Annotated in this window: 10 protein-coding genes and 1 pseudogene; 7 read left to right on the top strand and 4 right to left on the bottom strand. The window is 66.3% G+C overall.

The window, feature by feature from the left end:
- Positions 1–99 precede the first annotated feature (99 nt).
- Positions 100–498, top strand: coding sequence for a hypothetical protein (locus ACFPJ1_RS43215; protein ID WP_380112269.1), 399 nt, complete (start codon positions 100–102; stop codon positions 496–498).
- A 321-nt stretch (positions 499–819) separates the two neighbouring features.
- On the opposite strand, the gene ACFPJ1_RS43210 is transcribed toward ACFPJ1_RS43215, so the two are convergent.
- From ACFPJ1_RS43210 to ACFPJ1_RS43200, 3 genes and pseudogenes are all read right to left on the bottom strand, one after another.
- Positions 820–2,241: a restriction endonuclease gene (locus ACFPJ1_RS43210; RefSeq protein WP_380112268.1), complete on the bottom strand. Its 1,422-nt coding sequence runs from the start codon at positions 2,239–2,241 to the stop codon at positions 820–822.
- A gap of 867 nt (positions 2,242–3,108) precedes the next feature.
- On the bottom strand, positions 3,109–4,941 hold the full coding sequence (locus ACFPJ1_RS43205) for a glycoside hydrolase family 3 N-terminal domain-containing protein (protein ID WP_380112267.1): 1,833 nt from the start codon (positions 4,939–4,941) through the stop codon (positions 3,109–3,111).
- Between the two features lie 215 nt (positions 4,942–5,156).
- A pseudogene (locus tag ACFPJ1_RS43200) lies at positions 5,157–6,001 on the bottom strand (transposase family protein).
- Between the two features lie 594 nt (positions 6,002–6,595).
- Between ACFPJ1_RS43200 and ACFPJ1_RS43195 the strand changes: the two are divergent.
- From ACFPJ1_RS43195 to ACFPJ1_RS43170, 6 genes are all read left to right on the top strand, one after another.
- A complete protein-coding gene (locus ACFPJ1_RS43195) occupies positions 6,596–7,159 on the top strand; it encodes a dihydrofolate reductase family protein (protein WP_380112266.1) in 564 nt (187 codons plus the stop codon).
- Between the two features lie 322 nt (positions 7,160–7,481).
- Positions 7,482–9,260, top strand: a complete 1,779-nt coding sequence (locus ACFPJ1_RS43190; protein WP_380112265.1) for a sialidase family protein — start codon at positions 7,482–7,484, stop codon at positions 9,258–9,260.
- A 513-nt stretch (positions 9,261–9,773) separates the two neighbouring features.
- Positions 9,774–10,127: a hypothetical protein gene (locus tag ACFPJ1_RS43185; protein WP_380112264.1), complete on the top strand. Its 354-nt coding sequence runs from the start codon at positions 9,774–9,776 to the stop codon at positions 10,125–10,127.
- Positions 10,128–10,208: 81 nt separating this feature from the next.
- Complete coding sequence (locus ACFPJ1_RS43180; RefSeq protein ID WP_380112263.1) at positions 10,209–10,421, top strand: hypothetical protein; 213 nt, start codon at positions 10,209–10,211, stop codon at positions 10,419–10,421.
- A 193-nt stretch (positions 10,422–10,614) separates the two neighbouring features.
- On the top strand, positions 10,615–10,743 hold the full coding sequence (locus ACFPJ1_RS43175) for a hypothetical protein (RefSeq protein WP_380112262.1): 129 nt from the start codon (positions 10,615–10,617) through the stop codon (positions 10,741–10,743).
- A 292-nt stretch (positions 10,744–11,035) separates the two neighbouring features.
- Positions 11,036–13,297, top strand: a complete 2,262-nt coding sequence (locus ACFPJ1_RS43170; protein WP_380112261.1) for a N,N-dimethylformamidase beta subunit family domain-containing protein — start codon at positions 11,036–11,038, stop codon at positions 13,295–13,297.
- Positions 13,298–13,430: 133 nt separating this feature from the next.
- On the opposite strand, the gene ACFPJ1_RS43165 is transcribed toward ACFPJ1_RS43170, so the two are convergent.
- Positions 13,431–13,733, bottom strand: coding sequence for a hypothetical protein (locus tag ACFPJ1_RS43165; RefSeq protein WP_380112260.1), 303 nt, complete (start codon positions 13,731–13,733; stop codon positions 13,431–13,433).
- Between the last annotated feature and the right edge of the window lies 1 nt (position 13,734).

Raw genomic sequence — 13,734 nt, 5'->3', positions numbered from 1 at the left:
TGATGCCCCCTACGACGCGGTCGGGCAGCACGACTCGGGCAGCCACCGACGCACGGCCACCACGCGGCGACGCACGCCGCGATCCGCGCGATCATGCCGATGGCCGTGCAGGATGAAAGGCTGCTCTCCGTGGAGTTCGTCTGCGACATCTGGCTGGGCGTGCTCGATGACCCGCCCGCCTACAACGAGATCCGAGCGTTCTGGAACGTCAAGGAGAACCGGGTTCTCGAGTACCTTCCTCATGGGCATCGATGGTGGCTCGGCTCCACCAACGCCGGTGACTATCCCAGTCCCGGACGAGCGGGCGCCGTGTTCGACCTGCTGTTTCTCCTCGGGACTACGCCGGACTACAACGCCCCGGCGATCACGAGAGAACTGATCGACCGGCTCCTGGCGGCGTTCGCGTCGGCGCCTGAATCGACCCTGCCCGCGGCGCCGATCGACTCACTCCGGGAGTTCCTGGAGCGCCACGAGGGTCGCTATCTCGTGTGCGACTGAGGTCGAAACGCACTCTCATGCCGCGATCCGGGCGTTGGCGGCCGGGGGACTCGAGCCGCCGACCCAGGGATTATGAGAGCCATGGCAAGTCCAACACTGGTCAACCTCAGGCTCCTCTAGTCAGCGTCCGTGCCTCATCGAGCCACTCTGTCACCGCCGCTTAACACGATTTCGCGTCACGACAGGCGTCACGTCCTGCGCTGCGGCCATGGGCCACCGATCGTCGGCCACTTCGGTGGAGATGCAACAGCTCCGGTGACTCGAGCCGGAAGGGCGTAGGCGCCGAGGCGTCGCCTCTTCGTGGATCGAATCGGCCACACCTCACATCTGATTCGGCTGGCTGTCGCCAGAAGACGGCGGGTTGAGGTCTAGCCAGTCCGCCACCGGGCGGATGACGAGAGCATCGGACGTCGATGTGTCCTCGATGCGTACCAGGTCGTAGGAGAGCTCCCGACCGTCGAGCGGATGATGGTGCGCCAAGGCACAGATCAGATGCTCGCTCCCGCATACCTGCGAAGGTATCTCGGGAGGGAAGCTCGGTCCGTCGTGGCCGTTGGCTATGTGGAAGGGGTTCGCGATGACGATGCCCGTTACCCAGTGGTCAAAGGTCAGCTCGGGGTTTGACTTGGGTGAGGTGACGAGGTGGATCGGAGTCACATCGTTGGCGAGGGGCTTGCCGTCACGATAGCGCCGTACCGAGGGCTCGGCGCGCGGCCGGAAGTACAGTCCCTCGTGGATGCCGACAGACCGGCAAAGTTGCAGCAGCGGACCGGTGTCGAGAGGTATGCCCTGGAGTTGAAAGGATAGGACGGGAGCGAGAGTCCAGCGGCTCGGGTTCGCGGCAATGCCGGCTGTCAATGTGTAGAAGCCGCCGTCGCAGCGGTCGAAGTAGCAGATCTGCTCGCTGTGGTGAGATTCTGGCGAACCTGCTCGGTGCTTCCAACGCGGCAGTTGCTCGGCGAAGGCAGCGGACCCCATGCCGTGCCAGTTGCGTGTCGTCTGCTGGATGCTCCAGCTGGCGTCCGACGTTGCCCAGCCGAGGTTTGCCAGCTTGGCGACAAGACCGAGCAGCTCGCGCTCATCGCGAACAGACGGCGTGACGTCCAGAGTGACGCCGTGTCCGGTGGCGTGCACCCAATCGATGTCGGCGAGCTTCCGGGCGAAGAGCATCCCGCTGAACGAGCCGCCGCACTCTATGACTGAGCTTGGTAGGCCAGCGGATGTGAGGAAGGAGCTGTTGGCGTCCGGCAAAGTGATGATCGGTCGCTTCGACTTGACAGGTTTCGTGACGGGCTCGTCGAGCATGACCCTGCCATCAGTCAGGAGCGCGTCCTTCTTCCGCCACAGCAGGTCCGAGAGTGTCTCCATTCGCCCTGCGGCGCGTTGGAGCTCCTCGCCCGAGATCAGCAAGACTGGCTGCTCCCGGTGATGCTCGACATCGAAGAGCACAGACCCGGTGAATCCGTTGAAGCTGACAAGGATTCCGACGACGCCGCCGTCGGTTCTCCGCAGCCGGGATCTCAGACTGTCGATGTCATCGACATTTGCCTTGTCGCTTCGCCACTTGCACTCGATCAGATAGACCTCGCCGGCCTTGCTGGCCAGCACGTCAGTCTGCCTGGGCCTCGCCGTACCCGGATTGATCCGGACCTCGAAATGTAGCTGACGAAAGAGATTCGCCACCAAGAGCTCAAGCTCACGTCCACGGCGGACAGCGCTGCCGAGCAGCTCGATGTCATGCAATCGCGACCTCAATGATCCATCCATCATCCCGTCATCATCCCGGACACCGGAGCTCTCGCTCGCTCCCACTGGAACTCCATGGTCGAGCTGCTCGCTGTCCCCCGCTCGCCGCCAACGAAGTCGGCCTCGCGCGGAGGGACGTGAGGAGCACGGCGACCCCGCGCCAGTCGGACACGTAGATGGTCCGCACCGCAGATCGCCGGCGCCGGAAGGCGTCAGCCGAGACTCGACCCCTAACCACCGCATTACAAGTTCGACGCGCCACGCAGACTGAGCTGTCTGCGGCGCCACAGGCTGACCGAACGGCTGTCATGGCTGGCACCTTTGGCATGTTCCGACTGGTATTCATTGACACGACCATTGTCAGGCTTGTTGCCCTGGGCAACGCGGGTGCATACCCGGAAACAGCTTGCCTGATCCGCCGCCAACGCCGCGTCTGCGGGAAGCCTTGCTACGCCCTTGCAAGCTCCGCCGGTGCTGACACGTGATCTTTGGCAGGGATCGTTGGGGTCAGATTGGGGTCACGCGGCCGGGAGGCAACAGTCCGACGCGATCACGTGGCAGCCGGCCTTGACCGCAGCCAGACCGTTTGCGGAACAGTCGAGCAGCAGTGTCAGGGCGTTCGTATGCGTGCGGCAGCCCTTCGGGCCTGCCCGCACCTGCCGATCAGCGCGCCGGACGGCTCGGAGTCCAACTGGAGACCCGCGCTCCGCCAGCGGGCCGGTTCGCGGTCTGAACCGTTGCCCGCAGCGGGCGGCCGACCGTAGGGAAAGAAGACCGACAGGACGCGGCACCAGCTGGACGCCGAGACCCGGTGTGCTAGGCGGGACACCGCCGGCCACCGAGATGACGGCGCCAGCGCGCCAATTAGCTGACTGGAATATCGCCTGCAATTCCGTAGGTCAGGGAGAGCTGTCCTCGGGCGTGCCAGGTCCCGTCCGAGGGACGGAACAGAGCGACGTCGTAGCGGCCGTCCCCGCTGTAGTCACCGGGCGTCGGGATGTCGCCAGGTCCGCCGTACTGCACGGCCGACATGCCAAGCACGTACCAGTAGCCGGTCGACGGACGGAAGAGCGCCTGCTCCGCACGTCCGTCGGCGTCGTAGTCGGCGGCAACCGGCCGGTCGCCACGTACACCCATCCGGATCGCCGTCATGCCGCGGACGTACCACGTGCCGGTTGAGGGCCTGAACACGGCGAGATCTGCGCGACCGTCGCCGTTGTAGTCCGCCGGTGCGGGGATGTCGCCCGCCACGCCGTACGTGGTCGAGAACTGGCCCTTGACCCACCATGCCCCCGTCGACGGACGGTAGATTGCGATGTCGGTGCGGCCGTCGCCGTTGTAATCCGCCGGAACCGGTATGTCGCCGCGCAGACCCCACTGGACCTGGCCGACGCGGTAGAAGTACCAGGTCCCGTTGGACGGCCGGTACACGGCTGGCGAGGTGCGCCTGGCGCCGCTGTAGTCGCCCGGAACCGGGACGTCACCCGGGAGCCCGTAGCGCAGCGTCCCCACCCCACGGAAGTACCACGTGCCGGTCGAGGGTCGGTACACCGCGATGTCACTACGGCCGTCGCCGTTGTAGTCGCCGGTGACGTCTGCGCGCGGGATGAGCCCCATCCGCTGCTTGGCGAACAGTACCTTCAGTGCCGCCGCGTTCACCTTCGCGCGGAACGTGCTGTCGGCGTTCGCCCTGGCCAGAACGGCGTTGACCATGGTGGGGACCGGAGTCGGGTCGGTCATCAGGATCATGTCTCCGCCGGCGTTGACGAAGTTGAGCGCGCGGGCGGCAGGTGACCAGGCCTGCACCTGCTTGGCGGCGAGGGAGTCGCTGATCACGACACCACCGAACCCGAGCTCCGACCGGAGCATGCCGCCGATGACCTTGGCGGAGAACGCCGCAGGCACGCGGGGGTCGATCTTGTTGTAGTTCGCCAAGGACATCATCACGAACGGCGCGCCGGCCGCAACGGCTGTACGGAAGGGCGCGAGATACGGGTCGTCGTACGTCGTCACGTAGTCGGTGACGCCCGCGGAGACATCGGTGTTGGCGGTGACCCGGCCGAGTCCGGGGAAGTGCTTGATGCTGGCTGCCACGCCGGCGCCGAGCATGCCAGCCATGAACGCACTGCCGTGGCTGGAGACGACTGAGGTGGTGTAACCGAACTCCCGCTGGTAGTAGCCGATCGGCTTGTTCGTGTACCACATGGCATAGGGGACGGTGTCCATCACCGGAGCGAGGTTCTGGTTGACGCCTGCCGAGCGCAGTTGACGTCCCCAGGTCAGCGCACTGGAGCGCAACGTACTGGTCGACCAGGTTCCCTGCGTCAATGCGGTCGGCATCCGCGAGAAGCCGGCACCTTGCAGCACCTGGACGTAGCCGCCCTCCTGGTCCGTGGCAACGAACAACGGCACGCCCAGTGTCGCGGCGACCGTCGCCCTGCTCTGCAAGCCACGGGTCACCGACAGCGTCGCGCTCGTGCCCAGGTAGCTGCGGCCGGTCAGCATCACCGAGCCGACGTGATAGCTCGAGATCGCCGCGTACGTCGCAGCCCCGGGGCCCGTGGCTGCGCCTCCGACCATGAACAGCTGCCCCACCCGCTGTGCCATGGTCATCCGGTAGAAGACCGCCCACGCTCCCCCGGCCGGTACGGCGGCCTCGGCCGCGGAAGCAGATTCGATCGTGACCGTCGTACTCACGACAAGCGCGAGAGCCAGCAGGCTGGCACCAAGACGAACTCTGACCATACCTGTTGGACGCTCGACCATGCCAAAGAGTTGGCGAGACTGACACGTGGGACCTTCTGATCCGTAGGAGCGAGCAACAGACGGTTAGCTCCTGGGCGCAGGGTGAAGCATGGCTCCGAGGTTGTCCCGATGGCGGTTCGTGTGGACCTGTTGGGGTCAGACTGGGGTCAGCCGGCAAGCTGCCGCATAACCGGCTTGGAAGCATTGAGGTTTTCTCCCCGGTCTGGTTTCTGAAGGTGGAGTAGGACGAGTGCGGCGGTGGTGACGGCGCCGATTCGCCAGGGGTCCAGGGTGATCCGGCGGAGTACCCGCCAGGTGCCTTTGAGCAGTGCGTTCGCGCGCTCGGCTGGTGCGCGCAGTGCGTTGATCATGGCGTTGCGGGCCCGATTGTCAGTGGAGAGTTTGTCGCCCTTGAGTGGTACCTGGATCCCGATGCCGGCGCCGGTGTAGCCCTTGTCGGCGTCGGCAGTCCCGCGGCCGCGGCCGGGTAGAGAGCAGGCAGAACGTGAGCGCGAGCCGCGGAGATGTCGTGAGTGGAACCCGGTTCGACGTCGCTGACCCAGACCGGATACCCGCTCGGATCGGCGACGACCTGGATGTTCCCGCCATGCTGTTTGTGTTTGCCCGAGTACCACAGGTCGTGCCCGGCCTCCGACGGTGCGCTGCAGCGGGTGGAGGGGATCAACGTGCCGTCCAGGCACACGAACGACCAGTCTTCGTGTAGGCCCTGAGCGAGTACGTCGTGCAGGTCCGGAGCGTGCGCGGCGATCACGTCGATCACCTCGTGCAGGTACCGGTAACCGGTCGCGATGCTCACCTGGGCGTCCCGGGCGAGGACCCGCAGATCGGTGGCCTCCCTGAACCACCGCAACACCATGACGGCCTGGACGAACGGAGTTGCCGCACGCTGCCACGGCCGCAGGTCGTGGCACTTGCGGTGTGCACTCAGCCAGCGCGCGACCTGGCGGGCGGTTTCTGCGGGCACGTCGAGAGTGGCACGATAGGTGATCACGTGGGGTTCTGACCGTGGACGGGTTTCTTTGGCGAGAACCGACCTCCAGCGTCAGGACCCCACGCCGCTGACGCGACACGCACCGTTCATCACACCGTTGCCCCAGACAACGACACCGCTCAGGCGACCAACCCCGGTGAGAAAACCTCATTGAGCGAGGACCAGGAGCCGGCCCGCCCGAGCACGATCGGTGGTCTGTCTCGGCCCGCCGAGTAACCGTCGTTGACCTCATCTAATTGCACGTTAATTTGCACGGCATCTAGCGGGCTGAGCAGTCTGTTCGCGTGTGGAGTGGGTGCGCTGCTTGCTGTGCGCGGGCGGGGTTGAGATTAGGCGGGTTGCCCTGGTCGGCTGAGTGGGCGACGCTGCGCGCACCGAGCACGAATGACTACCGCCGAACTCAGATCGCGCATTGATCAGTTTCCTGCGCCGAGCCGATCTAGACTCCCGAGACCGACTGTTCGGTGAGAATTTCTGCGCCGGCTGTCGGATCCGAGGTGGGGCGTTCGTAGTAGTGGTGAGCGGCGGCCCGGACGCGGCCGCCCGGACGAGGAGTGATGAGATGCGACCCCTTGGACAGAAAGGCATGGCGCCATGCGGAAACTGATCTACGGCATGAACCTGACCCTGGACGGCTACGTCGCCGCGCCCGGCGACGACATCGGCTGGGGCAGGCCTAGCGACGAGCTGTTTCAGTGGTGGCTCGACCAGGAGTTGGCGATCGGGCTGTTGATGTACGGGCGCAAGCTGTGGGAGGCGATGAGTTCCCACTGGCCGACCGGCGACCAGCAGCCCGACGCCACCCCGGCGCAGATCGAGTTCGCGCGGAACTGGCGGGACACGCCAAAGGTGGTGTTCTCCTCGACGATCGACAAGGTCGACTGGAACACCCGCCTGGTCACCGGCGACGCCGTAGCGGAGATCACCCGACTCAAGGCCGACGACGGCGAGCCGATGAGGGTCGGTGGCGCCACGCTCGCTGGGGCGGCCATGCGGGCCGGGCTGGTCGACGAGTACGAGGTCGTCACCCATCCGGTGCTGGTGGGCGGCGGCACACCGTTCTACACCGCGCTGGACAGCTGGGTGAACCTGAACCTGGTGGAGACGCGAACGTTTCCCGGCGGCGTGGTCCTGACCAGGTACGAGACGAGGCGTTGAGCGCGATCCCTTTGCTGCTTGTCTGAGGGAGTGGCAGCATGCCCCGGAGCAAGGTCGAGCTGTTCGCTGCGACAAGGCAGGGCTCGCCATTCCCCGCCCTCACCCGATAGATGCCGATACCAGTCGAGACCGCGGCGGGGTCCAGGGATCAGCGGCAAGATGTTCTCGGCTCCGGGAGGCCATAAATACCTGACGTGAGCTATGGGCACGCGACCAGCGCAGGCTTACGCTGACGCCCGGACACGTTTGATCACGGCCCAGGCCATCTCTGTGGTGAACGCTCCGCTTGCCCGGACCTGGGCCGCGCGGAGAGGAGTCCCTCGTGCGTTCCCTGAGACGATGTCTTATTCTGGCCGCTGCCCTCGCGCTAGGCGCGCTCGGCGTTCCGGCGGCCCATTCCCAGCCGGTTGCCGACGCTCTGGTCAGCGTCGCCAGCCCCACCAACCTCCACCCGCGGAACTCGTCCAACGAGCCGTCCCTGGCGGTCAGCGCCATCCGGACGGACGTGCTCGCCGCCGGTTCCAACGACCTGGTCGACATGCAGCCGTGCTCGCGGTTGGCATCCACGGAACACGCCGCCTGCTCGTTCCCCCTGGGTACGTTCAACCTGGGCGTCGGCCTGTCCGCGGTGCACTTCTCGTTCGACCGCGGGCACACCTGGATCCAGCCGACCTACTCTGGCCTGACAGCAGCCGACTGCAGCCCGACGGTCGAGCCGTGCGTCCCTCACGTCGGCCCGATCCACACCGTGCCGAACTACTACGAGAACGGCCTGCGCTCCCGCAGTGACACCGGCGTCGCGTTCGGACCCGCACCGGGGCCGAACGGGTTCTCGTGGGCCAATGGCGACCGGCTGTACTTCTCCAGCCTGGCCACCAACCTCACCGACACCGTGATTCGCAACGGGACCGGTCAGAACAGTTCGTTCGCGGTGACAGTGTCGAGTATCGACAACCCGACGCAGGCCCGGATCGCCGATCAGTCCAACTGGTCGCGGCCGTACTTCGCCGCGCCGCACGCGGCGTTCAGCGCCGGTCTGGACAAGGAGCAGATCTGGGCGGACAACGCACAGTCCAGCCCGTTCTTCGGCAACGCGTACGTCTGCTACTCCGACTTCCACAGCTTCAGCCAGGGCAACGCGTTCCCGCTGAAGCCCATGGTGTCCACCTCGCGCGACGGCGGTGTGACCTGGAAGCAGCATCAAGTGGCGCCGGCGATCGCCAACGCCAGGCAGGGCGCGTACGACGGGTGCACCGTGCGGACCGACAGCCATGGCGTGGTCTACGTCTTCTTCACGCACTTCGGCGGGACCAGCCTGGCCGGCTTCCACACTGTGATCAAGTCGCTGGACGGAGGCCAGACCTGGCGGCAGCCACGGGACGTTGTGGCGATCACCGACCCCTGCTTCCACAACGATCCGGTGACCGGGCGCTGCATCGTCGACGGCATCGCCGGTGCGCGGACCGACCTGGCCGCGATGCCGAGCGTGGACATCGCCAACGGGGCGCCGACAGGCGCGGACGCCACGAATGAGATCGTCGACTCGTGGGTGGACGGGGCCTTCGGACCTGATCACGAGAAGACGATGTTCGCGTACTCGACGAACGGCGCGGCATCCTTCAGCACGCCGATGCCGATCTCTCCGGCGGGCGACATCCCGACGTACGCCGCACCGGCCATCAGCCCTAACGGCACCAGGGTCTACGTGGTGTCGCAGGCGTTCACGCAGCCCTTCCAGACGACCACGGCCAACCCGCGGCCGGAGCACGGAGTACTGCAGAGTGCTGCCATCGGGGCAGGTGGTGCGCCCGGCGCGTGGACAACGACGTACTCGGGGCCGCTCGGCGATGCACGCGGTACGTCGCAGGGTCGGATCCTCTACAACGAGTTCCTCGGTGACTACGTCTATGCCATCGCCACCCGCGACTACGGCGCCGGCGTCTGGACCGACGTCCGCCGTACCGCCGACTGCCCCGCGATGGACGCCTGGCGGCAGGCGTCCGCGAACGCCGGACAGTTGGTGTTCCCAGCCCCCTGGCCACTAGGTGACTGCCCGGCCAGTTTCGGCAACAACGACATCTTCAGCGCCACCACCGGATAGGAGACGGTGCGGCCGGCCGCCGGCGGACTGCTGAGAGTCCGCCGACGGCCGACCGGCCGGCCGGTGTCCGGCTGGCGGCTGGCTGTCCATATCTATTCATCGGCGTGGATTCGTGAACAGATAGGTCGTAGGGTCGCCGGCTGGGACCTTCCTTTTGACGCGCGTTTAAGTCTCGACGCTTTGCGGACTCAACCTCAACCTCAGTGGCATGGGCCGCAGCTGGCGACCGACATCAGCTTGCCTCAGAACGTGTGTTGGCCGCGGACGTTATCCACAGCCAGTCGCCACCGGCCATTTCGGGTTCCGGTCGGCGATGCCCCATGAACCCCGCGTTGCCTGCAGTATTGGCACCCTGGACACCCGCACCTGCCGACAGCATTGCTCCAGCTCCGACCACGGAATCGGTGGGTTGTTGTAGCCCACCGTGACCACCTCGGCTCCCCGTTCAGGCGGCCTGTCCAGCCCACCCAGACTCAAGTAGAACATACTTTCGATTGATGGCATCCTGTGGCCATGTTCGGACGATTCAAGGTGCGCCCCGACACCGAAGCAGGCCCCTACGGCGTCTGGGACGCAGCCAGCAACGGCTGGCGCGGCCGCGGCCTCCCCGAAGCCGCCGCACACCAGCTCGCGGCCGACCTGGAACTGCAATACGACGCCCACGGCCCGCGCGACGCCACGACCGTCCGACGCCTCGAGGCACCCCAAGAGGTCGACATCGCCACCTGGGAACCCGGCGGCCTGCTCGACGCCTGGGTGTTCAGCCGCCGCGACGGCGAATGGATCGGCCGCGTCCGCAGACCCGACGGCACCATCACCTGGCTGCGCAGTACCGAACTCCGCATCCACCAAGCCCCCACCGGCTGACCGCCGGAGCCGGACGTGTGGTTTCTGTCGGCGGCGCCGGTGATCATCGAAGCACCACGCGAGTGATTGGCGGCGGGGCTGATGGAATGCAATCAGCAGATAGTCAGACTGTCGGGCGGGCCCGGCAACGGCCAGGTGTTCTACGTCCACGACTGGGAAGAACGCCGCCGCGCCGCCGAACGCATGGGCAGAACACCAAACGACGTCCGCGGCTGGGCACTCGGCTACCGCCCGGAACGACCCGGCTCCGAGATCTGGATCTGGACCGGCGGCCAGTCACCGCGGCTGCCGTGAGCGCCCGGTCAACAACGCCAGCGGACTAGCCCGGTTTTGACCGCTTGCCGATTTCCGGGTCTGGGTACCGAGCCCTGGTGAGGACATGTAGGAGTGCCACCGGTCTCGTGGCCGAGCGTTACAGGCTGCGTGAGCCGCTGGGGCGTGGGGGGATGGGTGAGGCCGCGCCACGGACGAAGTACTCGGCCGTGAGGTGGCGATCAAGCTTCTGCTCCCGGTGCGGGAGAGCCGGGCCGGGGTCGAACGGTTCGAGCGCGAGGCACGAGCGGCTGCGATGCTCTGGATGCAGCTCGGTGACATCAGCGTGCACGCGGTCAAGTGACGGCACGTTCAGTGTGCGTCCGAAGTGCGGTCTGCCCTGTTGAACCGCCCGGGCTGGCTCGAGCCACGCAATAGTTACTGCGCCAATTTGAAGAGTTCGTCGAGTCAGGCGCCGCGGTAGCAGGCATCCAGAACCTCCTGGGCCCATGACGGTTCGGTGCCGAGCTGTGACGTGACTTGGCCTTCCCTAGCGACCTCACTGCGTGTCACTCTCGCAAGGTGATCAATCTGGTCACCTTCCGGGGGGGAAGTCAGCTCAGACGTTTTGAGCGATTGGGATGCCTGGGGGAATCATGATCCGTAGGTTGATCGCGTCGGCAGGTGTTGTTCTCCTGCTGTCGGCCATGATGACGACGTTCGCTGCTGGACCCGCGTCCGCAGCCGCCAATGTGACCATTACGCCCTCCGTAGCCTCGAACGGCACGACGACCTTGGTCTACCGGGCCACGGTGACCCGTGCCGGGACGGTGCGCGACATCGTCATGTCGATACCCTCCGGCTCGACTGGCCGGATCACCTCTGTCAACGGAACCGTGAGCACAGTGTCGCCCGGAGTACTGAGATGGCGACCCAGCAAGACCGTGGCCGTTGGCGTCGGCGCCCGCTTCGCCATCCCCCTCTACGGCCTCCGTCTACCTAACGGCGGACCCTGGACCCTCAGCTTCAAGGCAACCGGCACGACCGGGGCGATCCTGTCCTCCGGAACTGGCACTCTCACACCCCTGCGGACCTACTCCGCCGGCGTGGCCATCACCGCCAGCAACCCGATTCCTGCTCAGACGACGACGCTGAACTACTCCGCCACGGTCACGCGGGCAGGCGTCCTGGCCGCAGTCCGCATGCAGTTGCCCGCGGGAGCCCGAGGCGCCGTCACGAGTGTGAACGGGACGCTGACGACCTCGAGCGGCTACGCGACCTGGACTCCCCGTGCTGCCATCAGCGTCGCCGCCGGCGCACGGCTACGCATCCCGATCTACGGAGTCGTGCTGTCCAAATACGGCGGCATCCTGACCCTCGCGATGTCCGCCCGGACCTCCACGGGCACGCTCCTGTCGTCCGGCTCCGGCACCCTGGCGCTCATCGCGCCCCCGGCTGCGATGCCGCCGGTACCGGTCGCCGGCTTCGCGCCTGTCCCGGCCGGGTGTCCGACCGCCTGGCCGTCCACGACCGCGGAGAACGCGAAGCCTGGAACCGGTGGCTGGGTGATCCCGACATCGATGAACGGCACGCTGGCTGCCTACCTCACCGAGGTCTCGGCCACCTGCGGAGACACCGTCGACCTCAAGGTGACCTCCGGCAATCCGGTCAGCGTCGTCGCCTATCGGATGGGTTACTACCAAGGCCTGGGCGCCCGCGAGATCTGGCGCCAGAACGGCGTTCAGACCGTCGTTCAGCCGGCCCCGGTCACGGGCGGAACCGCCAATGGCAACCCGCTACGGATGACATCCGCGGCGCACTGGGCCAAGACTCTGAGCATCCTCGTCGATTCCGCCTGGGTGCCCGGCACCTATCTCATCAAGATCAGCGACGGTACGTCCGCCTCCTATGCGCCGCTGACGGTCCGCGACGACACCGGAACGAAGCACGACCTGCTGATCCAGCAGGCGAACGCGACCTGGGAGGCCTACAACAAGTACGGCGGTGTGAGCTTCTACAGCGGTGTGACCACCGGTTCCGGCCGCCTCACGTACAACCGTCCGTACGCCGAGGGGCAAGGGTCCGGGCAGTACCTGCCGCTCGAGCAGGGGCTGGTGTTCTGGGCGGAGTCCAAAGGGCTGGACGTGACCTACTGGACCAACAACGACTTGGACGAGTTCGGGGGGCAGCTACCCAACCGCGCGGGGACGATCTTCCTGCCCGGCCACGACGAGTACTTCTCGATGGGCATGCGTGCAGCTCTGAGCCAGGCGATCAACCGCGGCGTCAACGTGGCGAACCTCGGCGCCAACACGGCGTACCGCTTGATCAGGTTCACTGACGGCAGCCGGAGGGCCTGGGACATCGACCGCTACACCGACGGCTACAACTCGACCCTCTGGCGCTATCTGGGCGACGCGTACGCATCGCAGCCGTATCTCGGCGCCGAATACATCTGTGGCCTCCCTGGCAACACCCTGATCACGGGCACGAGCTGGGTATTCAACGGAATCGCCCCGGGTACCAGCCTGCCTGGCTTTGTTGCGGGCGAGATCGACCGCGTCGACTCGAATCTGTATCGGCGGCCAGGCCTCACCATCGTCGCCAGCGGCACCGGCATCTGCCGCACAAGCGGTCAGGCCCGTCCCATGCACACAACAACGTTCACCGCCGCCTCGGGTGCCCGCGTCCTCAACGGATCGACCTTCGCGTACGGCTGCTTCCTCGTCTCCCGCTGCCCCTCCAACTGGACAGTGCCCTCACCGTCCGCACAGTCACGGCAGGCAGTCGGCACGATGGTCGCCAACATCACCGAGTGGGTGAGCCGCGGCGCGATCCAGGTGCCGAGCGACACCGCTATCGCCGCAGTACGTGTAGCCGTTCCCAAGCACCACCTCGAAACCAGCAACCAGCCCTAGCCCAACGGCCTTGTCGACGCTGTCCAGGACCCGCCAAGCCGTGGCGGTCGAGGCGACCGAGCCGAACAGTTCCGGCTGATCCCGCAACGCCGGTCAAATCGGGCGAGATCCGCGAGCAGCCTGCGATCAATCGTCACTGCAACGCCAGGTTCAAGTCCCCGAGACGCAAGGCTGCTCGCACCGCGCGCCACAGCAGCGGACCCGACGATTTCAGCCCCGAATCCTGGCCAGTTGTCGGGTCGGAGCGGGTACGCGACCGTTCGTGAAACTTGCGGCGGCGATACTCAGCGATGAGGCCAGCGACCAAGGTCTTGCCTGCGGCGGTCGGCAGCTCAATCGCGACGGCGATGTCATCCGGATGATCGCCATGCCACGCGCGCAGGACATCGGCCTGATGCGCCCACAGTGCCGCTGGGCTGCTGCACACCATGGGCAAG

This window comes from Kribbella qitaiheensis (assembly GCF_042657745.1).
Classification (GTDB): Bacteria; Actinomycetota; Actinomycetes; order Propionibacteriales; family Kribbellaceae; genus Kribbella; species Kribbella qitaiheensis.
The sequence above is the reverse complement of the archived record's forward strand: the minus strand, read 5'-3'. Positions and strand labels throughout refer to the sequence as shown.

Excerpts from the sequence above, each read along its gene's own strand:
- ACFPJ1_RS43215 (WP_380112269.1), top strand. The coding sequence starts at position 100 with ATGGCCGTGCAGGATGAAAGGCTGCTCTCCGTGGAGTTCGTCTGCGAC.
- ACFPJ1_RS43195 (WP_380112266.1), top strand. The coding sequence starts at position 6,596 with ATGCGGAAACTGATCTACGGCATGAACCTGACCCTGGACGGCTACGTC.
- ACFPJ1_RS43185 (WP_380112264.1), top strand. The coding sequence starts at position 9,774 with ATGTTCGGACGATTCAAGGTGCGCCCCGACACCGAAGCAGGCCCCTAC.
- ACFPJ1_RS43180 (WP_380112263.1), top strand. The coding sequence starts at position 10,209 with ATGGAATGCAATCAGCAGATAGTCAGACTGTCGGGCGGGCCCGGCAAC.
- ACFPJ1_RS43170 (WP_380112261.1), top strand. The coding sequence starts at position 11,036 with ATGATCCGTAGGTTGATCGCGTCGGCAGGTGTTGTTCTCCTGCTGTCG.